We start from the raw sequence: 22,570 nt of genomic DNA, 5'->3' as shown, positions 1-22,570 counted from the left end.
GCGCGGACGCCTCCGCGGGCGCGGGCTCGGGCGCCGGTGCCGGCACGGGCGGGTGCTGCTCGGTCATACGGCCTTCCCCGGGTCCTTGATGCGGTCGAGTTGCTGTCCGACGAAGAGGGCCAGGGCGTTGCCGTCCACCGGGCGGGCCCCGGTCACGTGCACGCTGACCAGCACGTTGCCCACGTAGGCGGAGCAGAACATGCGGTCGAACTTCTCGCCGTCGCTCTTGGGGGTCAGGAAACAGGCGGCGTTCTTGTGCCCTTTGATCTCGGGGCCCTTGCGGAAGATCTGGAGGGCGGCGAAGAACTGCTGCTGGGTGCTCGCCAGGTGGCGTGCGGAGCCACTGTCCATCTGCACCAGCTCGACGCCGATGGTGGCGGCGTGCTTGCCGACGCCGGGCGACGCGTAGCTGCGCATCGCCATGCCCTTGATGTGCTGCTTGTCGATCTCGTCCTCCAGCTTGCGCCGGGTCGTCGGCGGCAGGTCGTGGATCGACTGCTTGCGCAGGGCGGTGGCCTGGGCGCCGTTGAGTTCGGCGTCGGCGCCGTACTCGCCGATGTCCGGTCCCTGGTGGTATCCGTTGACGGCCTGCTCGTAGGGCAGCAGCATGCCGCGCAGCCCCTTGGCCTGCGGGTCCCCCGCGTCCTTCGTCGCCTTCGGGAGCTTCCACACCGGCTTCCCGGGGTCCCGGTCGGCGTGCGAGACGGTCACCGAGGTGTAGCCGACGCCCGCGACCACCGCGACGGCGACCAGGCCGGCCGTCAGGATGCGGCCCAGCCGGGGCCGCCGTCGGGCTGGCACCGCGTCCGGGCCGGCGGCGAGGGGCTCCACGGGCCAGGCAGGAGGACCGGGCTGCGCCGGGACGGCGGCGAGGGGCTCCGCGGACCAGGCGGGGGGACCGGGCTGCGCCGGGACGGCCGGTGCCGCGGGCTCGGCCGGTTGCTGGGCGGGCTGCTCGTTCGGGAACTCGTTCACAGGCGGGCCACCTGCTTCTTCGCCAGGTCCATGACCTTCTCCTTCGAGACCGGACCGGTTCCCGAGACGTCGATCTCCATGACGATGTCGCCACGCGAGGCGATGGCCTCGCCGCTGTACACCGGCACGTACCCGGGCTTGGTGTCGGGCCTGTCGTGGACGTACACCATGCCGTCGCCGGTGCCGGGCAGCGTCCAGCTGCGGGTGCTGGGTTCGCGGTCATCCCAGTACTGCTGGTTTTGCACATGCTCCGAGGCGGCCAGCTTGCTCGCCTGGCGGTACTGCACGAGCCGGATCTCGACGTAGGTGGAGTCGGTCTGCCAGGCGGTGACGGCGGCGCGGCGGAACTCGTTCTCGAGCTGGTCTCCGAAGGCCGGGACCGGCTTGGTGAAGAGGTCCGCGTAGTCGGCCGCGTCCAGCCAGGTGTCGGTGTACTCGGTCTTCCGCGTCCCGCCGGGCCGCTTCAGCAGCAGCTTGCGCAGGTCGCCGTCGGTCTTCACCCGGTGGTCCTGCGCGGCCGTCAGCGGCTGGACGTAGCCCTTGGCCTGACGGACGACGGGCTGGGACAGCGAGGGCAGCCTCGTCGGCTTGCGGTCGGCCTGCACGAGGTAGCCGGCGCAGGTGCCGGCCACCAGGCCGAGCACGGCGGCGCCGGCGATGAGCAGCGCGGTACGGCCGCGACGGCGTGCCGGGGCGGCGGGTGCTTCGGGGTTCTCCGGCGCGAGGTCGCTCGCGGGGCCAGCGCCCGCGGGGCCGACGCTCGCGGGATCCGTCGGGACGGACATGACCGGCACGGGTGCGGGCGACACCGGGACCGGCGGCGCGGGCGGGGCGGGCGGAACAGACGGCTCCGGCCCGTCCCCCGTGGGTCTCTCTGGTACTTCCAAGGCGTCTCCCCAGTAACGGAGGCACGAGTTCCGTCACTCGCGCTTCACAGGAGACTGATGTCATGCGCATGGAGTTGTAGGCAAACGGATTACGATTCGGCCATGGCGAAAAAGCTCGTGATCAAGGTGACGGCCGGGGCGGACGCCCCCGAGCGGTGCTCCCAGGCGTTCACGGTGGCGGCGGTGGCCGTGGCCAGCGGGGTGGACGTCTCGCTGTGGCTGACCGGGGAGTCGTCCTGGTTCGCGCTGCCCGGGCGGGCCGCCGAGTTCGAGCTGCCGCACGCGGCCCCGCTGCCCGATCTGATCGACTCGGTCCTCGCGGCCGGCCGCATCACGCTGTGCACCCAGTGCGCCGCCCGGCGCGAGATCACCGAGAAGGACGTCATCGAGGGCGTGCGGATCGCGGGCGCGCAGGTCTTCGTCCAGGAGGCGCTGGCGGACGACACCCAGGCGCTCGTGTACTGAGCCGTACGGAGCCCTGCTCCCCGCGGCTCCTCCTAGGACCGGGGCGGCTTCTTGCCGTCCAGCTCGTCCCACCACTCGTCGGACTCCGGGTCGCCGGACGGATCGTCCCACCAGCGGTCCTCCGGGCCCCTCCGGTTCGCGATCATCGCGGCGACCGGCGGGATCACCATGGCCACGACGCACATGGCGACGGCCGCCGGGACCGACCAGATGCGTACGACTCCCCACGCCAGGACGAAGAGCCCGATACAGGCACCCATCATGGCGAAGTACACGTGACGTCGCCGTGCGTACATGCTTCCAGGGTAGGTCGGGCGCGCCCTGTCACAACTGATCCACAATTCCCGCTGGCCGCGGGCCCGCAGGGTTACCTTGGCGTTGCCCAGCCCGACCGCCGACCCCGGGGGAAGACCACATGCGCGCCCTGCGAATACTGCTGATCCTCGTCGTGATCCTGGGCGGGCTGTTCGTGATCGTGGACCGGGTCGCGGTGCACTTCGCGGAGGGCGAGGCGGCCGACAAGCTGAAGGCCTCGCAGAACCTGGCCTCGACCCCGGACGTGAACATCAAGGGGTTCCCGTTCCTCACGCAGGTCGCGGGCGGGTCGCTGGACGACGTCGAGGTCGGGATCAAGGACTACGAGGCGGCCACGGGCACGGCGGGCAAGACGATCCGGATCGACGACCTCAAGGCCGACATGAAGGGCGTCTCCTTCTCCGGCGACTACAGCTCCGCCACCGCGGCCACCGCCACCGGCACCGCGACGATCTCCTACGGCGAGCTGCTGAAGACCGCGAAGTCCGAGCCGACCGAGGTCCTGCCCGGCCTGACCGCCAAGGTCGTCGCCCTCTCCGACGGCGGCAACGGCAAGATCAAGGTGACGGCCAAGGTGACCGGCCGGCTCGGCCCGCTCCCGATCGACCAGACCGTCTCCGTGCCCAGCACCGTCAGCGTCGTGAACAACCGGGTGCAGGTGCACGCCGACTCGCTGCCCAAGCTGGGCGCCGCCACGATCGCCGAGAACCGCGTCCGCCGGATCACCGACTTCCAGCAGGCCATCGACCGGCTGCCCGGCGGCATCGAACTGGACAAGGTGCAGGCCGCGAAGGACGGCGTACAGATCACCGTGAAGGGTTCGGACGTCAAGCTGGCCGGGTAAGGGCCGCTGCCGACGTCCGGTGGGCGTGGCCGTCCAAGGGCACCCCCGACGTCCGGTGGGCGTGGCCGACCGGGGACACCCCCGACGCCCCGTGGGCATGGCCCACCAGGGGCAAGGGGCACCCCGACGGCCCGTGGGCATGACCGACCAGGGACACCCCCGACGGCCCGTGGGCATGGCCGACGAGGAGCACCCCCGTGACCGACCGGGCTCGCCCCGGACCGGCGTCCGACTGGCGAGACGGCTCGTCCGTACGGCAGAAGCCATGACCCGCACGCACGCCCGGAGGCCGTGCGGCTGCGGCCTGGAGGTCCACCACATCCCACTATTCGGACGATCGAATCTCGCCATATGACACACCGGTGACATGCCTGCCCGTACCTCCCTACGATCGTGGCCATGAAGCGACAGGCGGATCTCACGAAGCGGCGGGCAGTCGACCTGTGCCGCGTTGCCGCCATGCTCTGTCGCCCCTTCTGAGCGAAAGTCCCCGACTTCCGCATCTCACGCATGCCCTGCTGGAAGGGCACCCGTGCGCCGCCCGCACCCCGGGCGCGCCCCTCACACTCGCACGCCCCGCCGCAACTGCCCCGGAGGAGAAAAGCATGAGCCGCAGCGACGTCCTGGTCGACGCCGACTGGCTGCAGGAGCACCTGGACGACCCGACCATCGCGATCGTCGAGGTCGACGAGGACACCTCCGCGTACGACAAAAACCACATCAAGAACGCGATCCGCATCGACTGGACCAAGGACCTGCAGGACCCGGTCCGCCGTGACTTCATCGACCAGGAGGGCTTCGAGAAGCTCCTGTCGGAGAAGGGCATCGCCAACGACACCACCGTGATCCTCTACGGCGGCAACAACAACTGGTTCGCGTCCTACGCCTACTGGTACTTCAAGCTGTACGGCCACGAGAACGTCAAGCTGCTCGACGGCGGCCGCAAGAAGTGGGAGCTGGACGCCCGGGAGCTGGTGGCGGGCGACGAGGTTCCGGAGCGGCCGAAGACGGAGTACAAGGCCAAGCCGCAGGACACCTCGATCCGCGCGTTCCGCGACGAGGTCGTGGACGCGATCGGCAAGCTGAACATCGTCGACGTCCGCTCGCCCGACGAGTTCTCCGGCAAGCTGCTCGCCCCGGCCCACCTGCCGCAGGAGCAGTCGCAGCGCCCCGGCCACGTGCCGACCTCCCGGAACATCCCGTGGTCCAAGAACGCCAACGACGACGGCACCTTCAAGTCGGACGAGGAGCTCAAGGCCCTCTACGAGGCGGAGCAGGTCGACCTGTCGAAGGACACCATCGCCCTGTGCCGCATCGGTGAGCGCTCCGCCCTGACCTGGTTCGTGCTGCACGAGCTGCTGGGCGTGGAGAACGTCAAGAACTACGACGGCTCCTGGACCGAGTACGGCTCCCTCGTCGGCGTGCCGATCGAGCTCGGCGCGAACAAGTAAGCCAGACCCCTCAGACCCTCAGTCCTCAGGAGGAACAGCATGTGCGGAGCGAAGGCCGGCGGCCCGGACGCCTCCACGATCAAGCCCGGTGAGACGACGATCCAGGGCCAGGTGACCCGTGACGGCGAGCCGGTGACGGGCTACGTCCGTCTGCTGGACTCGACCGGCGAGTTCACGGCCGAGGTTCCGACCTCGGCGACCGGTCAGTTCCGCTTCTACGCGGCCGAGGGCACATGGACGGTCCGGGCGCTGGTGCCGGGCGGCACGGCCGACCGTACGGTCGTGGCCCAGAAGGGCGGGCTGGCCGAGGTCGCCATCGCAGTCTGAGTTCGCGCTCCGCTGGAGGGCCGTATCCCCTGGGTTGGACGCCAGGCGGGGATGCGGCCCTCCGGCGTTCCGCCGCAGGGGTGCCTTGGGAGGCGGGGTACTCGTGCGCGGTGCTCGGCATCAGGCGCGCGGGCACGGAGTGACAGCGGGAGGGCGTCCGTCGAGGGCGGTGGCGCGTGCGTCCTCCGATGCGAGTCAGCAGGTTTGGCGCAGGTAGCAGAGCCGCTGCGCCGACACAGTGTCGTCGACGGTGCCCAGTCTGAACTTGAACTGGTCCGGAGAGGTCGCGTACGAGCCCAGGCCCGGGGCCGCGCTCGGATTCACATAGTGGACGTACCGGAGCCTGCCGTTCTTGTTCAGCAGGTTGTTGTCACCCGGCCATGTCCTGCTGCATGCAGTGCTGTTGGCCGGCTGCCAGCACGCGAACGCGCCGTTGTGGGGGCGGTGGCCCGCCTGCTTGAAGGCGATGAAGGCGCCGGGGCAATAGCCGCTGGGGCACCCGTGGTTCCTGTATCTGTGATACGTCACGAGTGTCCAGCTGTGATGGCACCCCGCGGTCTGGGGGTGGTAGCAGACCCACAACTCATCGGGCACGGGCCTGTTCGTCGTGGAAGGCCAGCGCGCCACGTGAGCGATCTTGACCCCCGCACCGGTCGCCCGCAGGAAGAGGGCATTGTGGACCCGATAGACGTTGCTTGCGGAATCCTTGTAGATGACCGCCACGCCCTCCGAAGGAGCCTTCGGGGCTGCGGCCGCCACCTGCACGGCGCCGGCGGGACGGGTTGCCGCGGAGCGCAGTGACACGGCGGGTGTCGCAGCGGCAGCGGTGAGAAGCACGGCAAGCAGTGCGGTCCGGATCAGGCGGCCTGCGGGTGCGAACATGAGGCTCCGTTCTGGTCACTCCTTGATCACCGGGAGACCTCTGCTGTTTGCCACAGCGGACCGGGCCGTCACCTGGAAAACCGAAGGATCAGCCACTTGGGGCAGCGGGTTCCGGGGAACGGGTCCGCCCCCCTGGTGACGAGCCTGCCCGCGGTGCAGTCGCGGGCCGCTCCGTACGCCTGACGGGATCGGAGTCGGTCGGGGGAAACGACGGACTCGTCGGCACCACGGTCTCAGCCCAGCACCCTCCCCAGCGCCCACACCACCGGTGCCGCCGCCGACAGCGGCAGGGCCACCCCGGCCGTGAAGTGCACGAACCGCGAGGGGTAGTCGTAGGCCGCCACCCGGTGGCCCACCAGGGCGCAGACCGCGGCGGCCCCGCCGAGCACCGCGCCCTTGGCGCCGAAGCCCGTCATGGCCCCCACGGCGATGCCCGCCCCGGCGGCGGCCAGCAGTGAGACGACCACCGAGGCGGGCGTCGGCAGGGGCAGCGCACGCGCCAGCACGGCCACGGCCACGGCGGCGGCGCCCACCGAGACGGCGTCCCGGTCGGCGCCCAGATATCCGGTGGCCAGCACCGTGAGGGCCGCGGAGACGACGGTCGCCATCAGGCCGTACATCCGCTCGTCGGCCGAGGCGTGCGAGCGGAGCTGCAGGACGAGGGACAGCAGGACCCAGACGCCGAGGGGCCCGAGGATCGCGGCGGGCGCGTGATCGCGGCCCGCGGCGAGGACCGCCGCATCGGCCGTCAGGCCGCCCAGGAAGGCGAGCGCGATGCCCTGCCGGGCCGGCCACATGCCGTTCAGCCGGAACCAGCCCGCCGCCGTCACCGCCTGGAGCAGCACCAGCGGCACCAGGAGGGCGTACGAGCCGACCGGTGCCGCGGCCGCCAGCAGCAGGCCGAGCAGCGCGGTGAGCAGCGCCGGCTGCATGCCGGGCTCGATGATCGGGGAGCGGCCCTCCAGCCGGGCCCGCTGGGCGTCGGTGATCCGGGCGTTCCCGGCGAGCGTGGCGGGACCGTACTCCGGCTCGGCCGCGGCGGAGGGCGCCGAGGGCTGGGGCGCCGGGGCCGGGGCCGGGGCCGGTTCGGGCTGGGGCGCCGGGGTGTACTGCGCGTACCCGTGGGACGTCTGCTGCGGATACTCCTGGTACGACGGCTGCGGGTACCCCTGCTGAACCGGCGCGTGCGTCTGGGTCTCCCAGGTCTGGCCCTGCCACTGCTGGGTGAGCTGGGGGTCGTAGCCGCTCTGCTGAGCGTGGTACTGCTGCTCCTGGCCGGGCCACCCCTGCGGCTGCGGCCGGTGCTGCTGCTGGTACGGGTCGTCGTAGCCCTCGTAGGAGCCGCCGCCCTGATACGGCTGGTCAGTCATCGCTCATCCTCCCGCGAACGGCGGGAGCACCTCGACCGTGCCGCCGTCGGCCAGCCGTACCGTCTCGTGCGCCCGGCTCCCGACGGGGTCGCCGTCGACGAGGAAGGAGCATCGCTGCAGCACGCGCGTGAGTTCACCGGGGTGTCGTGCGCGGACGGCGGCCAGCGCGTCGGCGAGCGTGTCCGCGTCGTACGGCTCCTCGGCGACCTGGGCCGCGGCCTTGGCGGCGGCCCAGTAGCGCACCGTGACCTTGGGCATCTGATTCCTCAATCGGCGGCAGAGAGACAAAGACAGAAGACAGATGGTGTCAGGCTAGCCCGCCGCGGCCGCCGCCCAGTCGCCGATCCGGGCGAGCAGGGCGTCGCCGGCCGCGTTCTCGGCGTGGCCCATGCCCGGTTCCAGCCAGAGTTCGCCGTGGCCGCCGGCGGCGTCGGCGAGCATGCGGGGGTGGTCGAGCGGGAAGTAGGCGTCGCGGTCGCCGTGCACGATCAGCAGGGGGGTCGGGGCGATGCGCGCCGCCGCCTCGACCGGGGAGAGCGGCACCGGGTTCCACTCGCGGTGGTGGATGCGGGTGCGCAGGCCGTACCGGCCGACCAGGCGGCCCGCGGGGCGGGTGACCAGCCAGTGCAGGCGGCGCATCGGGGCGGTGCCCCGGTAGTACCAGCGGGCCGGCGCGCTGACCGCGACCACGGCGTCGACCGTGCCCGGGTGCAGGGCCGCGTGCCGCAGCACCACCGAGCCGCCCATGGAGAAGCCGACGGCCACCACGCGGGCGTGCCCGAAGCCGCGGGCCCGGGCGACGGCGGCGGCGAGGTCCAGCACCTCCTTGTCGCCGACCGTGGAGCGGCCGCCGGAGCGTCCGTGGCCCCGGAAGGAGAAGGTGACGACCGCGCCGTAACGGGCGAGCACGCCCGCCACCCTTCGTACATGCGGGCGGTCCACGTCGCCGGTGAAACCGTGGGCGATCACGAACACCAGGTCGGCGTTGTATACGGCGGAGCCCGGATCGTATACGGAATCGATCGCAATTCCGTCGGCCGTGCGCAGGAACGTCCGGACAGGGCCCCGTCTGCCTGTCTCGCCATCCGGACGTACGGTGGAACGCACCACATGACCTGCCGATCGGTTGCTCATGTGGGCTATTCTGCTGGGCAGAGGACTCGGGCAGCGTAGCCCCCGAGTCCTTTTGTGCTTTCGGAAGCGTTGTATACGAAGCGGGAGTCCTCGGGGAACCGCGGGTGTACGGGGCCTTCGGGATCGCAGAGCAGTGCCCGTCCGCACAGCCTCGCAGGGATCGAGGAGGAACCAGACGTATGAGTTCTCTGCTGCTCCTGACCAACGCCCTCCAGCCGTCGACGGAAGTGCTCCCCGCCCTGGGCCTGCTGCTGCACAACGTGCGAGTGGCTCCGGCGGAGGGACCCGCCCTCGTCGACACCCCCGGCGCGGACGTCATCCTCGTCGACGGCCGCCGCGATCTGCCCCAGGTGCGCAGCCTGTGCCAGCTGCTGCGCTCCACCGGCCCCGGCTGTCCCCTGCTGCTCGTGGTGACCGAGGGCGGCCTCGCCGCCGTCACCGCCGACTGGGGCGTCGACGACGTGCTGCTGGACACCGCGGGCCCTGCCGAGGTCGAGGCGCGGCTGCGGCTCGCCATGGGCCGGCAGCAGATCGTCAACGACGACTCGCCCATGGAGATCCGCAACGGCGACCTGTCCGTGGACGAGGCCACCTACTCCGCCAAGCTCAAGGGCCGGGTGCTCGACCTGACCTTCAAGGAGTTCGAGCTGCTGAAGTACCTCGCCCAGCACCCGGGCCGGGTCTTCACCCGCGCCCAGCTGCTGCAGGAGGTGTGGGGCTACGACTACTTCGGCGGCACCAGGACGGTCGACGTGCATGTTCGGCGGCTGCGCGCCAAGCTCGGCCCGGAGCACGAGTCGCTGATCGGCACCGTACGGAACGTCGGTTATCGATTCGTTACCCCCGAGAAGCCCGACCGGGCCGCCGAGGAGGCCAAGGCCACGACCGACCGGGCAAAGAAGGGCGATTCGGACACATCCGCGGTGCTGGGCGGCGCCGAGATCCACGCGGACGCGTAGTTCTCCCCGAGTCCGGGCGGAAAGCGCGCGAACAGGGCACTGCCTGCGCACATCCACGGAGTGATACGCCCTGCCCGGAGGGGGTCAATCCGCGTAGACTCCGCGCGTGGCCAAGGTGACTCGGGATGACGTGGCACGGCTGGCTGGAACCTCCACCGCCGTCGTCAGTTATGTCATCAACAACGGACCCCGGCCGGTCGCCCCGGCCACGCGCGAGCGTGTCCTCGCCGCGATCAAGGAACTGGGGTACCGCCCGGACCGGGTCGCCCAGGCGATGGCCTCGCGCCGCACCGACCTGATAGGGCTGATCATCCCGGACGCCCGCCAGCCCTTCTTCGGGGAGATGGCGCACGCGGTCGAGCAGGCCGCCTCCGAGCGCGGGAAGATGGTCCTGGTCGGCAACACCGACTACATCGGTGAACGCGAGGTCCACTACCTGCGTGCCTTCCTCGGCATGCGCGTGTCCGGGCTCATCCTCGTCTCGCACGCCCTGAACGACCTCGCGGCCGCCGAGATCGACGCCTGGGACGCCCGGGTGGTGCTGCTGCACGAACGCCCGGAGGCCATCGACGACGTCGCCGTGGTGACGGACGACCTGGGTGGCGCCCAGCTCGCCGTGCGCCACCTGCTGGAGCACGGCTACGAGTACGTGGCCTGCATGGGCGGCACGGCGCAGACGCCGGCCGTCGGCGACCCGGTCTCCGACCACGTCGAAGGATGGAAGAGGGCCATGGCCGAGGCGGGCCTGTCCACCGAGGGCCGGCTGTTCGAGGCGCCGTACAACCGCTACGACGCCTACCGGGTGGCCCTGCAGGTCCTGGCCGGCCCCGACCGGCCGCCGGCGATCTTCTGCTCCACCGACGACCAGGCGATCGGCCTGCTGCGCGCCGCGCGCGAGCTGCGCATCGACGTGCCGGGCGAGCTGGCCGTGGCCGGCTTCGACGACATCAAGGAGGCCGCGCTCACCGACCCGCCGCTGACCACGGTCGCCTCCGACCGCTCGGCCATGGCGCGCGCCGCGGTCGACCTGGTCCTCGACGACGGCCTGCGCGTCGCCGGCTCCCGCCGCGAGCGCCTGAAGACGTTCCCGTCCCGCCTGGTCCTGCGCACCTCCTGCGGCTGCACACCGGCCCCGGGCCACTGAGACACCCGCACACGGGGGCTTCGGCCCCCGTCGCGCATGCCCGTGAGGCGCCCCGCCTCGCCTGTTCCTGCGGCACCTCCTGCGCCCGCATGCCCACCGGGGCTCCGGCCCCGGCGTGAGCGCCCTGAGGCGCTTCCGCCCAGCTGGCGCGCACCTTTCGCGGTGGCGCGCCCGGGACACCGGGTCCCGCCGGGAGGGGCTGCCGGCTCCCCTTGCGGCTCCCCTTTGTGAGAGGCGGGTGAGCGGCGGGCCCGCGAGGGGCAGAGGGGTCTTTATATCGGGCAAACGAGGTTCTGCCGGGCTTCTCAGCGAGCACTCAGGAAGCTCTCATGGTCGCGGGGGACTCTCATGTCATGACCGAGAGCATCCGCCGCAGCGGCGAGTACGAGTACGGCACCCCCCACGGCACGTACGGCAGCCCCCAGGGTGCGTACCCCCAGCAGCCCGGCCCCTCCGCTCCCGTGAACCCGGAGTGGCCGCCCCCACCGCCGTACCAGCCCCCGACCGCGACGGACGCCCTGCCGGCGCCGGAGCCGCGGAAGAAGCCCAACCGGGGCCCCGCCGCCCTCCTCGCGGCGGTCGCGATCGTCGCGGCGGCGGTCGGCGGCGGCACGGCGTTCGCCTTCCAGGAGCTGACCGGCAAGGACAGCGTCGCCGCCGCCGGCACGAGCACCACCGTGGTGCCGGCCGGCAAGAAGGGCGACGTCGCCGCGATCGCCGCGGCGGTCACCCCGAGTGTGGTCGAGGTCAACGCGACCCTCCCCGACGGCTCCTCCACCGGCTCCGGAGTGGTCATCACCTCCTCCGGCGAGATCGTCACCAACAACCACGTCATCGCCGGCGCGCAGTCCGTCAAGGTGCGCACCAGCGACGGCAAGAGCTACACCGCGCAGGTCGTCGGCACCGACAGCTCCAAGGACCTCGCGCTGATCAAGCTCCAGGGCGCCTCCGGCCTGAAGCCCGCCGCCCTCGGCGACTCCAGCGGCGTCCAGGTCGGCGACTCGGTCGTCGCGATCGGCTCGCCCGAGGGCCTGACCGGCACCGTCACCAGCGGTATCGTCTCGGCGCTCAACCGGGACGTCACGGTCTCCACCGACGAGGGCCAGCAGCAGTTCCAGGGCGGCGGCCAGTGGCCGTTCCGCTTCGGCGGCCGTCAGTTCAACGGCGACACGGGCTCGTCCACGACGACGTACAAGGCGATCCAGACCGACGCGTCCCTGAACCCCGGCAACTCCGGCGGCGCCCTGATCGACGCGGCCGGCCACATCATCGGCATCAACTCCGCGATGTACTCGTCGAGTCCGCAGGTGTCCTCGTCCTCGGACGCGGGCAGCATCGGCCTCGGCTTCGCGATCCCCGTCAACACCGTCAAGTCCGACCTGGCCAAGCTGCGCTCGGGCTCGCAGAGTTAGAAGGGAGCACGTCATGATCCGGAAGGTTTCGCACCAGAACGCGGGCCGCGGCCCGGCGGACGTCACCGTCGCCCTGGAGGTCGCGCAGGAACTGCAGACCCCGGCCGCACCGCCGGCCACCCCGGCGCCCCGCGCCCCCGAGATCGCCCCGGCGCCGGTCCCCCAGCTGATGGGCCTGCGCACCTCCGCCGACCGCCCGCACCGCCGCAAGGTGCCGCTGCACCGGCTCACCACGATGCGCAGCCTGGCGGTCCTGGGCGCCTGACGCGGCACGCGTGCCCCCGGCCACACGGACGTGGGACGCTGAAAGACACCCGGACCACCGACACCCACCCGAGCATCCCGAGGAACAGCGAGCATGAGCCCCGCCGAAGGCGACCGTGACCCCCAGCGCATCCTGATCGTCGACGACGAGCCGGCCGTACGCGAGGCCCTCCAGCGCAGCCTCGCCTTCGAGGGGTACGACACCGAGGTCGCCGTCGACGGCGCGGACGCGCTGGCCAAGGCCACGGCCTGCCGGCCGGACCTGGTCGTCCTGGACATCCAGATGCCCCGGATGGACGGCCTGACGGCCGCCCGCCGCATCCGCGGGGCCGGCGACACCACCCCCATCCTCATGCTCACCGCCCGCGACACGGTCGGCGACCGGGTCACCGGTCTGGACGCGGGCGCGGACGACTACCTGGTCAAGCCCTTCGAGCTGGACGAGCTCCTCGCCCGGATCCGGGCCCTGCTGCGGCGCAGCTCCTACGCGGCGGCCGTCTCCACCGAGGCCCGGGAGGACGAGGCCCTCACCTTCGCCGACCTGCGCATGGACCTCGCGACCCGCGAGGTCACCCGCGGCGGCCGGCAGGTCGAGCTGACCCGCACCGAGTTCACGCTCCTGGAGATGTTCATGGCCCACCCGCGCCAGGTCCTCACCCGCGAGCAGATCCTCAAGGCGGTCTGGGGCTTCGACTTCGAGCCGTCCTCGAACTCCCTCGACGTCTACGTCATGTACCTGCGCCGCAAGACCGAGGCCGGGGGCGAGCCGCGCCTCGTCCACACCGTGCGGGGCGTCGGGTACGTCCTGCGCCAGGGCGGCGCCGAGTGAACAAGCTCGTACGGCGCTACCGCTCGCTGCCGATCCGGGCCCGACTGGCGATGCTGGTCGCGGCGGCGGTGGCGTTCGCGGTCGCCGCGGTGTCGGTGACCTGCTGGTTCATCGTGCAGGGGAAGCTGTACGAACAGCTCGACAACGACCTGCAGAAGTCGCAGTCGGGCCACGTGCGCCTCGATCAGGCGGCCGCGCTGCTCGCGGACTGCCCGCAGAAGCCGGCCGACACCGGCTACAACGGCCTCAGGACCCGCGACACCCTGTACTCGCAGCTGATCAAGGCGGACGGCACGGCCTGCGTTCCCTCGACCTCCGCCGGCGTGGTGAAGACCACGGCGGCCGACAGGGCCGTCGTCCGGGACGCGGCCCACCAGGGCAGAGGCATCTTCCGCAACGGCACCGACAGCGACGGCGACGACGTGCGCGTGCTCACCGCGCCGCTCGTCGTCGACACGAACGTCGGCCCCCAGGTGTATCCGGACGCGGCCTGGATGATCGGTGTCTCCCTCAAGAACACCGAGAAGACCCTCAACGACCTCGCCCTGATCCTGCTCTTCGTCTCCGGCATCGGCGTGCTGGGCGCCGGTGCGGCGGGGCTCGCCGTGGCCCGTGCGGGCCTGCGCCCGGTCGACAAGCTCACCGAGGCCGTGGAACACGTGGCCCGCACGGAGGACCTGACCATCCGCATCCCGGTGGAGGAGGACAGCGAGGACGAGGTGGCCCGCCTGTCCCGGTCCTTCAACTCCATGACGGCCTCCCTGGCCAGCTCCCGCGAGCTGCAGCAGCAGCTGATCGCGGACGCCGGCCACGAACTGCGCACCCCCCTCACCTCGCTGCGGACCAACATCGAACTGCTCACCCGCAGCGAGGAGACGGGCCGCCCGCTCCCGCCGGAGGACCGCAAGGCGCTGCTCGCCTCGGTGAAGGCACAGATGACGGAGCTGGCGTCGCTCATCGGCGACCTGCAGGAGCTGTCCCGCTCCGAGGGCCAGCGCGGCGAGCGCGTGCAGGTGGTGGCCTTCCACGACACCGCGGAGGCGGCGCTGCGCCGGGCACGGCTGCGCGGCCCCGAGCTGACGATCACGGCGGACCTGGAACCCTGGTTCGTCCGGGCCGAGCCCTCCGCGCTGGAGCGGGCGCTCGTCAACATCCTCGACAACGCGGTCAAGTTCAGCCCCGAGGGCGGCACGATCGAGGTCCGGCTGACCGAGGGCGTGCTCACCGTCCGCGACCACGGCCCCGGCATCCCCGCCGAGGAGCTCCCGCACGTCTTCGACCGCTTCTGGCGCTCTCCCAGCGCCCGCGCCCTGCCCGGCTCCGGCCTCGGCCTCTCCATCGTCGCCCGCACCGTCCAGCAGGCGGGCGGCGAGGTCGCCCTCTCGGGCGCGGAAGGCGGCGGCACGGTCGCGACGGTCCGGCTCCCGGGCGCGCCGACGCCGCCACCGGACACGACACCGGAAACGGCGGCCGAGATCCCGGCCGGGTGAGCCGGACCCGCCAGGACCGCCGGTCCCGCGGTCGATCCGCCGGCCGCACGGCAGCCGATGACCGCCGGCGGAGCAGCTGATGCTGCCCATGCGCGGGAACCATGCGGGAAGCGCGGCCGGCCGAGGGGCGCGGCTGCGTACCGGCGACCGACCGTGCCGGTCGTCGCCCGAACGGGTGAGCGCATGCCAATTGCCTGAGGCACATGCACGGCCAGGCCTACGGTGATCGCGTTGCTTGTGCCGCACGCACACCCAGCCCACACTTGAGGAGGAGGTGCCGCCTTGACCGCCCTCGCACAGGAGAGGTTGGAGACCATGTCCGAGGCTCCGGCTGGATTGCTGAACGGACCCGACCTGGACGAGGTCCTGTGGCAGGCATGGAAGGCCATGGAACTCCCCGAGGGCTACCGCGCCGAGATCATCGAGGGAGCCATCGAGGTGTCGCCCACCGCCCGCCGCTCGCACGGTCAGATCGCCAACCGACTGCGCAGGGCTCTCGACAGGTTTCTGGACGGGACCGGGTACGCCTGCCATCAGGACATGAATGTCGTCCACAAGCGCAAGGCATGGATCCCCGATGTCTTCGTCGCCCCCGAGGACACGGAACCGTACGGCGACGATGACGACATGGGTGTGAAGGCCGACGCCGTGTGCCTCGTCGTCGAAGTCGTCTCCCCCGGCACACGCAACCAGGACCGCGACCGCGCCCGCAAGCGCCGCGAGTACGCCCGCGCCGGCATCCCCGTCTACGTGCTCATCGACGACTACGACGGCCAGGGCGCCGTCACCCTCTTCACCGGGCCGCGCCCCGACAGGGCCGACTGGGAGGACATCCACCGGGTCCCGTACGGCACGGAGGTCACCATTTCGGAAGGTCCCGCCAAGGGGTTCGTCATCGGCGAGGGCATCACCGGGCCCAAGCGGAGCTGACGGCTGCTCCCGGGCGGCGCCCCTGGAGGTCCGGCAGCGGTCCTGGTCAGCCGGTAGTGGACGTCGCCGCGCGCGAAGAAGTTCCTCGTGCAGGCCCGTCTCCGGCGGCCCGCTGAGCTGCTGGGCTTCCCCCGGGCCGCCCCGTAGCCTCTACACATGAGCAGCGACGACACCGTACAGGGCTTTCCCGCCCGCTCCATCGAGACCTATTCCGCGCTCGACCCGGACCAGGCCGAGGCCGTACTGGCCCTGCTCGGCGAGGCCGCCCGGGTCGACGGGCAGCAGCCGGTGTCCGAGCAGGGCCGGCTGCAGCTGCGCGGGGGCGCCCGCGAGGGCGTCTCGCATCTGCTGCTGACCGTCGACGGCGAACTCGCCGGTTACGCCCAGCTGGAGGACACGGACCCGGTGGAGGCGCCGGCCGCCGAACTCGTCGTCCACCCGGCCCGGCGCGGGCACGGGCACGGCCGGGCGCTCGGCACCGCCCTGCTCGCCGCCTCCGGCAAGCGCCTGCGGGTGTGGGCGCACGGCGGGCACGCCGCCGCACGGCACCTCGCCCAGGTGCTGGGGCTGACCCTGTTCCGCGAACTGCGGCAGATGCGGCGGTCGTTGACCGACCTCGAACTGCCCGACCCGGTGCTGCCCGAGGGCGTGACCGTGCGCGCCTTCGTGCCCGGCAAGGACGACGCCGCCTGGCTCGCCGTCAACGCGGCCGCCTTCGCCCACCACCCGGAGCAGGGCTCGCTGACCCAGCGGGACCTCGACGACCGCAAGGCGGAGCCGTGGTTCGACCCGGCCGGGTTCTTCCTCGCCGAGCGGCGCGGGGAGCTGATCGGCTTCCACTGGACCAAGGTGCACGCCGAGGAGGGGCTCGGCGAGGTGTACGTCCTCGGGGTGCGCCCCGGCGAGCAGGGCGGCGGCCTCGGCAGGTCCCTCACCACGATCGGCCTGCGCCACCTGGCCCGGCAGGGCCTGACGACCGCGATGCTCTACGTCGACGCCGACAACAGGGCGGCGGTGTCCGTGTACGAGCGGCTGGGGTTCGGTACATACGAGACGGACCTCATGTACCGCACCGAAACCTGACATACACGCGGACAAGGGGCGGCCGTTTGACAGCCGCCCCTTTCTTGCAACACCCTTCCACTACTCAATTAGTGAAAGGGTGGTTCAGCGCGTGGTCGAGTACCGCATCGACCGGCACAGCGGGGTGGCCACCTACGTCCAGCTCGTCCAGCAGACCAAACAGGCCCTGCGCCTGGGCCTGTTGCGCCCCGGGGACAAGCTGCCGACGGCCCGCGAGGTCGTCGAGGCCACCGCCATCAACCCCAACACCGTCCTCAAGGCCTACCGCGAACTGGAGCGCGAGGGCCTGGTCGAGGCACGGCGCGGGCTCGGCACGTTCGTCCGCAGGTCCCTGGGCTCCGCCCCGGCCGACTCCCCGCTCCGCACGGAGCTGGAGGAGTGGGCCGAGCGGGCCCGCGCGGCCGGGCTGGAGCGGGACGACGTGGCCGCACTCTTCACTGCCGTCCTCGACAAGCACTTCCAGGGAGATCCGTCATGAACAGCGACACGGCCCTACGGGCCGACGGTCTGGGGAAGCGGTTCGGCCGCCGGGCGGGCTGGGCCCTGCGCAACTGCTCCTTCAGGCTGCCCACCGGGCGCGTGTGCGCCGTCGTCGGCCCCAACGGAGCCGGCAAGTCCACCCTCCTGGCCCTCGCCGCCGGGCTGGCGGCACCCACCGAGGGCGCCCTGAGCGTGCTCGGCACCACGCCCGCCGAGGCCCGCCCCCGGGTCGGTTTCGTCGCCCAGGACAAGCCGCTCTACCCGCAGCTCACCGTCGCCGAGACGCTGTCCATGGGCGCCGACCTCAACCCCGGCCGCTGGGACGCGGCCGTCGCCGAGCAGGTCGTCGCGGGCGGCGAGCTGGACCCCGCGTCCCGCATCCGCACCCTCTCCGGCGGCCAGCGCACCCGGGTCGCGCTCGCCCTCGCCCTCGGCAAGCGGCCCGAACTTCTGCTCCTGGACGAGCCGATGGCCGACCTCGACCCCCTGGCCCGGCACCAGCTGATGGGCACGCTGATGGCGCAGGCCGCCCAGTACGGCACCACCATCGCGATGTCCTCGCACGTCGTCGCCGAGCTGGAGGACTCCTGCGACCACCTGCTGCTGGTCGGCGACGGCCGGATACGGCTCTCCGGCGACATCGACGACCTGCTCGCCGCCCATCGCCGGGTGACCGGTACCGCCGACGCCACCGGCCTCGGCGCACACACCGTCGTCGAGTCGCGCGTCACCGGCCGCCAGCTCACCGCGCTGCTTCGCCCCTCCGGCCCGCTCCCCGCCGACTGGCGCACCGCGACGCCCTCGCTGGAGGACCTGGTCCTCGCCCATCTGCGCAACCCCGCCGCGCCGAGCCTGACCCAGGAGAGTGCCGCATGACCGCCGCAACCGCCCCGGCCGCCCTCCCGCAGGCCGCCCCGAAACCCCGCCAGGCCCGCTGGCTGCTGCGCCTGCAGCGCCCCGCGCTCTACGCCTGGGCGGCCCTGTTGCTCGCCCTCGCCGCCCTGCTCCTCGCCCTGCGCGGCCCGCTCCTCGACGCGGCGGCCGAGGCCTGGCGCCAGTACGACGCCTGCCGGACCGCGCGGTGCCGGTACGACCAGGCGGCGATCCTCCGCTACAAGGACTACTACAACTGGGGCACCTACACCCTCGGCGCGCTGCCCTTCGTGGTGGCCGCCTGGGCGGGCGCCGCGCTCACCGGCCGCGAGCTGGAGTCGGGGACCGCCCGGCTGGCCTGGACGCAGGGCAGCTCCCCGGCCCGCTGGCTCACGGTGCGGCTGGCCGTGCCCGCGGCCGTCGTCGCCGTCGGCACCTCCCTGCTGTTCTGGCTGCACTTCGTGGCCTGGACGGCGAGCCGGGGCCGCATCGACTCCGCCAAGACCTGGTACGACGGCTGGACCTTCCACGCGAACGGGCCCACCACCGCCGCCCTGTCCCTCGCCGGGCTCGCGGCCGGCGCCCTGGCGGGCCTGCTGCTCCGCCGCGCGCTGCCCGCGCTGGTCCTCGGCATGGCGTTCACCCTCGGCATCCGGCAGCTCGCCGAGCAGCTCATGCCCCACCTGTGGCCCACGGTCACCCGGCTCAGCAGCCTCCACTCCGACGGGCCGGCAGGCGCGGGCATCTCCGTCGACCAGGGCCTGGTCACCCGCAGCGGCGCCCACGTCCCGCTGGTGACGTGCAACTCCCAGGCCCAGTGCGAGGCCGCCCTGGCGCACGCGCACGCCGTCGGCTACTTCCACGCCTACCACCCCTACTCCCACTACTGGCCGCTCCAGCTGACCACCACCGCGCTGATCCTGGCCGTCACCGCGCTGCTGGTGCTCGCCTCGTTCCTCGTCCTGCGGCGCAGCACCGCGACACCCTTCCGTCCCCGGTAGGCCATCTCGTGACCGCCGGCGGCGCCCGGCCGAGCGTCCCGGCGGGAGGCTGCACGGCGTGGTCCTTCGCGCGGCGCCGGGGGCGGGCCGGCCGCCGTCGGAAAGATCCCCGCGACGCCGCGGGAAAGGCCCCGCGCCCCCGTGGAATCCGTCGCCCGCGCGGCGCGAGGCCACGGGGGGCCGCCCCGCGCTGTCCCGCACGTCATGTCTCCGTAACCATTGATTCAGACGGACTTGCGACGCTCGGTCAATGAAGCCCGCCGTGCCAGAACCTTCGCCGCCCCCCGAGGGGCCCGCGGGATACGGGGCCCCGACGCTCCCGCCCGCACGTTCCGACGCGCCTGTCATGCCCGTCGCGCGGAAGAATGGGTTCATGAGTCAGCAAGACACCCAGGCAGAGGTCCAGCACATTCAGCCCGACGTGGGCTCCATAGCCGCGCACCGCTCGCGCACCGTCGCCGGCTCGGTCTCCGACCTGGAACCGGACCTGGACGCCGACCTCGACGCGTACGACGAGTCGAAGGCCGACGGCGCGCCCCTCCCGCAGGGACGCTTCCTCGACCGTGAGCGCAGCTGGCTCGCCTTCAACGAGCGCGTCCTGGAGCTGGCCGAGGACCCGAACACGCCCCTGCTGGAGCGGGCCAACTTCCTCGCGATCTTCGCCAGCAACCTGGACGAGTTCTTCATGGTCCGGGTGGCCGGACTGAAGCGCCGCATCGCCACGGGCGTCGCGACACGCTCCGCTTCCGGGCTGCAGCCGCGCGAGGTGCTGGAGATGATCTGGGCCCGCTCGCGGGAGCTTATGGCCCGGCACGCCGCCTGCTACCACGAGGACGTCGCCCCCGCGCTCGCCGACGAGGGGCTCCACCTGGTCCGCTGGAACGAGCTGACCGACAAGGAGCAGGCCCGCCTGTTCACCCTCTTCCGGCACCGGATCTTCCCGGTGCTCACCCCGCTGGCCGTCGACCCCGCGCACCCGTTCCCGTACATCTCCGGCCTGTCCCTGAACCTGGCCGTCGTCGTGCGCAACCCGGTCAGCGGCCACAAGCACTTCGCACGCGTGAAGGTGCCGCCGCTGCTGTCCCGCTTCCTGGAGAGCAGCCCCGGCCGGTACGTCCCCGTCGAGGACGTCATCGCCGCGCACCTGGAGGAGCTGTTCCCCGGCATGGAGGTGCTGGAGCACCACACCTTCCGCCTCACCCGCAACGAGGACCTCGAGGTCGAGGAGGACGACGCCGAGAACCTCCTGCAGGCCCTGGAGAAGGAGCTCATGCGGCGCCGCTTCGGCCCGCCCGTGCGCCTGGAGGTCGAGGAGTCCATCGACCGCGAGGTGCTCGACCTGCTGGTCCGCGAGCTGAAGATCTCCGAGGCCGAGGTGTACCCGCTGCCCGGCCCGCTGGACCTCACCGGTCTCTTCCGCATCCACGGCCTGGACCGGCCGGAGCTGAAGTACCCGAAGTTCGTCGCGGGCACCCACCGCGACCTCGCCGAGGTCGAGTCGGCGTCGGCGCCGGACATCTTCGCCGCCCTGCGCCGGCGGGACGTGCTCCTGCACCACCCGTACGACTCCTTCTCCACCTCCGTGCAGGCGTTCCTGCAGCAGGCCGCCGAGGACCCGGACGTCCTCGCGATCAAGCAGACCCTGTACCGCACCTCTGGCGACTCGCCGATAGTCGACGCGCTCATCGACGCCGCCGAGTCCGGGAAGCAGGTCCTGGTCCTGGTCGAGATCAAGGCCCGCTTCGACGAGCACGCCAACATCAAGTGGGCGAAGAAGCTGGAGGAGGCCGGCTGCCACGTCGTCTACGGCCTGGTCGGCCTGAAGACGCACTGCAAGCTGTCGCTGGTGGTCCGCCAGGAGGGCGAGACCCTGCGCCGCTACAGCCACGTCGGCACCGGCAACTACCACCCGAAGACCGCCCGCCTGTACGAGGACCTCGGCCTGCTCACCGCCGACCCGCAGGTCGGCGCGGATCTCTCCGATCTCTTCAACCGCCTGTCCGGCTACTCGCGCCGCGAGACCTACCGCCGCCTGCTGGTGGCGCCCAAGTCGCTGCGGGACGGCCTGATCTCGCGCATCGACAAGGAGGCCCGGCACCACCGCGCCGGCCGCCCGGCCTTCATCCGCATCAAGGTCAACTCGATGGTCGACGAGGCCGTCATCGACGCCCTCTACCGGGCCTCCCAGGCGGGCGTGCCGGTCGACATCTGGGTGCGCGGGATCTGCGCGATCCGCCCCGGCGTCGCGGGCCTGTCGGAGAACATCCGGGTCCGCTCCGTGCTCGGCCGCTTCCTGGAGCACTCCCGCGTGTTCGCCTTCGGCAACGGCGGCGAACCGGAGGTGTGGATCGGCAGCGCCGACATGATGCACCGCAACCTCGACCGCAGGATCGAGGCCCTGGTCCGGGTCACCGACCCCGGTCACCGGGCGGCCCTGAACCGTCTGCTCGACACCGGCATGTCCGACTCCACCGCCTCCTGGCACCTCGGCCCCGACGGCGAGTGGACCCGGCACGCGACCGACGCGGACGGCCAGCCGCTGCGCAACGTCCAGGAGATGCTCATAGACGCCCGGAGGCGCCGGCGTGGCACAGCAACACCTTGACCCGACGGACCCCGCGGCCGGGGTGGCGACCGGGGACGCCCTCGCGGGCTATCTGCGCGCGCAGGCCACGGAGTTCCTCCGCGCCCTGCGCCTGCACCGGGAGGCCGGCGGGGGCTTCGCGCACCACGCCGGGGAGTCCGTCGACGCGGCCAGAGCCCTGCGCCGCTCGGCCCGCCGCATCAGCGGCAGCCTGCACACCTTCCGCCCCCTGCTGGACGCCGACTGGTCGGATGAGATGAGGCCCGAACTGGCCTGGCTCTCCGGGACGCTGGGCCTGGAGCACGCGTACGAGGCGTGCCTGGAACGCCTGTTGCAGGCGCTGCACCGGCTGTCGGGGACAACGGGCTTTCCCGTCCAGCCGGTTGGCGCCCTGACCGCGGGCTCGGCCGTGCCGGGCGGCACCGGCGGCCCGGCCACCGCGACGCCCGAGCGCGGCACCCTCACGGTGGGCGCGGCCAAGGCGGGCGCACTGCTCGAACGGCAGCTCACCCTGGCCAAGACCCGGGCCCACTCGACCGCCCTGCAGGCGCTCGGCTCCTCCCGCTTCCACGCGGTCGCGGACAAGGTCGCCGTACTGGCCAGCGAGGTCCCCCTCGCCCCCGACGCCCCCACCACCGACCTGCGCCCGCCGGCATCCGCCGCGGAGGAACGGCTGACAGCCGCCGTCACCGCGCTCCCGCTGGTCACCGCGGGCCACCCCTACAACGCGGAGGCCCTGGTCCACGGCCTGTCTCCGGACCCGTCCCCGCACCCCCAGGACGGCCCCTGGCACCAGGTCCGGCTGCTGCTGCGCCTGCACCGGTACGCCCAGGAGGTGTGCCGCGGCGGCGACGCACCGGTCGACGTGCGC

25 protein-coding genes are annotated in these 22,570 nt (G+C 72.2%); 18 read left to right on the top strand and 7 right to left on the bottom strand.

The genetic code is table 11. From position 1 onward, the window contains the following. Positions 1-63: 63 nt before the first annotated feature. Together ACLU3S_RS24810 and ACLU3S_RS24805 are read right to left on the bottom strand one after the other, a co-directional pair. Complete coding sequence (locus ACLU3S_RS24810; RefSeq protein ID WP_413954155.1) at positions 64-975, bottom strand: hypothetical protein; 912 nt, start codon at positions 973-975, stop codon at positions 64-66. Further along, a complete protein-coding gene (locus ACLU3S_RS24805) occupies positions 972-1,760 on the bottom strand; it encodes a hypothetical protein (protein ID WP_413954154.1) in 789 nt (262 codons plus the stop codon). The genes ACLU3S_RS24810 and ACLU3S_RS24805 overlap by 4 nt, the downstream gene beginning before the upstream one ends. A gap of 204 nt (positions 1,761-1,964) precedes the next feature. Between ACLU3S_RS24805 and ACLU3S_RS24800 the strand changes: the two genes are divergently transcribed. Beyond that, positions 1,965-2,327 (top strand): DsrE family protein, encoded by a 363-nt coding sequence (locus ACLU3S_RS24800; RefSeq protein WP_413954153.1) that lies wholly within the window; start codon positions 1,965-1,967, stop codon positions 2,325-2,327. Between the two features lie 32 nt (positions 2,328-2,359). Here ACLU3S_RS24800 and ACLU3S_RS24795 read toward each other — a convergent pair whose 3' ends face one another. After that, entirely contained in the window at positions 2,360-2,623 is a 264-nt protein-coding gene (locus tag ACLU3S_RS24795; RefSeq protein WP_413954152.1) for a DUF3099 domain-containing protein, read from the bottom strand. Positions 2,624-2,742: 119 nt separating this feature from the next. On the opposite strand from ACLU3S_RS24795, the gene ACLU3S_RS24790 reads away from it, so the two are divergent. From ACLU3S_RS24790 to ACLU3S_RS24775, 4 genes are all read left to right on the top strand, one after another. Then, positions 2,743-3,486: a DUF2993 domain-containing protein gene (locus tag ACLU3S_RS24790; protein ID WP_413954151.1), complete on the top strand. Its 744-nt coding sequence runs from the start codon at positions 2,743-2,745 to the stop codon at positions 3,484-3,486. Positions 3,487-3,885: 399 nt separating this feature from the next. After that, positions 3,886-3,966 (top strand): Ms5788A family Cys-rich leader peptide, encoded by an 81-nt coding sequence (locus ACLU3S_RS24785; protein ID WP_350751515.1) that lies wholly within the window; start codon positions 3,886-3,888, stop codon positions 3,964-3,966. Between the two features lie 125 nt (positions 3,967-4,091). Beyond that, entirely contained in the window at positions 4,092-4,937 is an 846-nt protein-coding gene (locus ACLU3S_RS24780; protein ID WP_413954150.1) for a sulfurtransferase, read from the top strand. Between the two features lie 39 nt (positions 4,938-4,976). Continuing rightward, a complete protein-coding gene (locus tag ACLU3S_RS24775) occupies positions 4,977-5,264 on the top strand; it encodes a DUF1416 domain-containing protein (RefSeq protein ID WP_009189358.1) in 288 nt (95 codons plus the stop codon). 195 nt (positions 5,265-5,459) lie between these two features. Here the strand turns inward: ACLU3S_RS24775 and ACLU3S_RS24770 are convergent, their stop codons facing one another. From ACLU3S_RS24770 to ACLU3S_RS24755, 4 genes are all read right to left on the bottom strand, one after another. Continuing rightward, positions 5,460-6,146: a hypothetical protein gene (locus ACLU3S_RS24770; protein WP_413954149.1), complete on the bottom strand. Its 687-nt coding sequence runs from the start codon at positions 6,144-6,146 to the stop codon at positions 5,460-5,462. Positions 6,147-6,379: 233 nt separating this feature from the next. After that, entirely contained in the window at positions 6,380-7,516 is a 1,137-nt protein-coding gene (locus ACLU3S_RS24765) for a hypothetical protein (RefSeq protein ID WP_413954148.1), read from the bottom strand. A 3-nt stretch (positions 7,517-7,519) separates the two neighbouring features. Further along, complete coding sequence (locus ACLU3S_RS24760) at positions 7,520-7,774, bottom strand: MoaD/ThiS family protein (protein ID WP_413954147.1); 255 nt, start codon at positions 7,772-7,774, stop codon at positions 7,520-7,522. Positions 7,775-7,828: 54 nt separating this feature from the next. Next, positions 7,829-8,650 carry an alpha/beta hydrolase gene (locus tag ACLU3S_RS24755; RefSeq protein WP_413954146.1) on the bottom strand — a complete coding sequence of 274 codons (822 nt, stop codon included), beginning with the start codon at positions 8,648-8,650 and terminating at the stop codon, positions 7,829-7,831. A gap of 179 nt (positions 8,651-8,829) precedes the next feature. On the opposite strand from ACLU3S_RS24755, the gene ACLU3S_RS24750 reads away from it, so the two are divergent. The 13 genes from ACLU3S_RS24750 to ACLU3S_RS24690 form a co-directional block, all read left to right on the top strand. Beyond that, positions 8,830-9,609, top strand: coding sequence for a response regulator transcription factor (locus ACLU3S_RS24750; protein ID WP_413954145.1), 780 nt, complete (start codon positions 8,830-8,832; stop codon positions 9,607-9,609). Between the two features lie 106 nt (positions 9,610-9,715). Beyond that, a complete protein-coding gene (locus ACLU3S_RS24745) occupies positions 9,716-10,753 on the top strand; it encodes a LacI family DNA-binding transcriptional regulator (protein WP_413954144.1) in 1,038 nt (345 codons plus the stop codon). 353 nt (positions 10,754-11,106) lie between these two features. Further along, the gene (locus tag ACLU3S_RS24740; protein WP_413954143.1) at positions 11,107-12,165 is read left to right on the top strand and encodes a S1C family serine protease; all 1,059 of its coding nucleotides are present in this window, start codon (positions 11,107-11,109) and stop codon (positions 12,163-12,165) included. Between the two features lie 13 nt (positions 12,166-12,178). Next, positions 12,179-12,430 carry a hypothetical protein gene (locus ACLU3S_RS24735; protein ID WP_413954142.1) on the top strand — a complete coding sequence of 84 codons (252 nt, stop codon included), beginning with the start codon at positions 12,179-12,181 and terminating at the stop codon, positions 12,428-12,430. Positions 12,431-12,523: 93 nt separating this feature from the next. Beyond that, the gene (locus tag ACLU3S_RS24730) at positions 12,524-13,258 is read left to right on the top strand and encodes a response regulator transcription factor (protein ID WP_413954141.1); all 735 of its coding nucleotides are present in this window, start codon (positions 12,524-12,526) and stop codon (positions 13,256-13,258) included. After that, the gene (locus tag ACLU3S_RS24725) at positions 13,255-14,748 is read left to right on the top strand and encodes a sensor histidine kinase (protein ID WP_413954140.1); all 1,494 of its coding nucleotides are present in this window, start codon (positions 13,255-13,257) and stop codon (positions 14,746-14,748) included. The genes ACLU3S_RS24730 and ACLU3S_RS24725 overlap by 4 nt, the downstream gene beginning before the upstream one ends. 282 nt (positions 14,749-15,030) lie before the next feature. Further along, positions 15,031-15,678, top strand: a complete 648-nt coding sequence (locus ACLU3S_RS24720; protein ID WP_413954139.1) for a Uma2 family endonuclease — start codon at positions 15,031-15,033, stop codon at positions 15,676-15,678. A gap of 156 nt (positions 15,679-15,834) precedes the next feature. After that, positions 15,835-16,761 (top strand): mycothiol synthase, encoded by a 927-nt coding sequence (mshD, locus tag ACLU3S_RS24715; RefSeq protein WP_413954138.1) that lies wholly within the window; start codon positions 15,835-15,837, stop codon positions 16,759-16,761. A 91-nt stretch (positions 16,762-16,852) separates the two neighbouring features. Next, a complete protein-coding gene (locus ACLU3S_RS24710; protein ID WP_413954156.1) occupies positions 16,853-17,239 on the top strand; it encodes a GntR family transcriptional regulator in 387 nt (128 codons plus the stop codon). Then, positions 17,236-18,117 carry an ABC transporter ATP-binding protein gene (locus ACLU3S_RS24705; protein ID WP_413954137.1) on the top strand — a complete coding sequence of 294 codons (882 nt, stop codon included), beginning with the start codon at positions 17,236-17,238 and terminating at the stop codon, positions 18,115-18,117. Before ACLU3S_RS24710 ends, ACLU3S_RS24705 begins: the two co-directional genes overlap by 4 nt. Further along, the gene (locus ACLU3S_RS24700; RefSeq protein ID WP_413954136.1) at positions 18,114-19,115 is read left to right on the top strand and encodes an ABC transporter permease; all 1,002 of its coding nucleotides are present in this window, start codon (positions 18,114-18,116) and stop codon (positions 19,113-19,115) included. The genes ACLU3S_RS24705 and ACLU3S_RS24700 overlap by 4 nt, the downstream gene beginning before the upstream one ends. A gap of 250 nt (positions 19,116-19,365) precedes the next feature. Continuing rightward, the gene (locus ACLU3S_RS24695) at positions 19,366-21,720 is read left to right on the top strand and encodes an RNA degradosome polyphosphate kinase (protein ID WP_413954135.1); all 2,355 of its coding nucleotides are present in this window, start codon (positions 19,366-19,368) and stop codon (positions 21,718-21,720) included. Beyond that, a partial coding sequence (locus ACLU3S_RS24690) for a CHAD domain-containing protein (RefSeq protein ID WP_413954134.1) occupies positions 21,701-22,570 on the top strand: 870 nt, incomplete at its 3' end. The genes ACLU3S_RS24695 and ACLU3S_RS24690, both read left to right, overlap by 20 nt.

The organism is Streptomyces sp. AF1A (assembly GCF_047340315.1).
In the GTDB taxonomy this organism is placed as follows: domain Bacteria; phylum Actinomycetota; class Actinomycetes; order Streptomycetales; family Streptomycetaceae; genus Streptomyces.
Note: the sequence above shows the minus strand (reverse complement) of the source record. Positions and strands in the feature narration are given on the sequence as shown.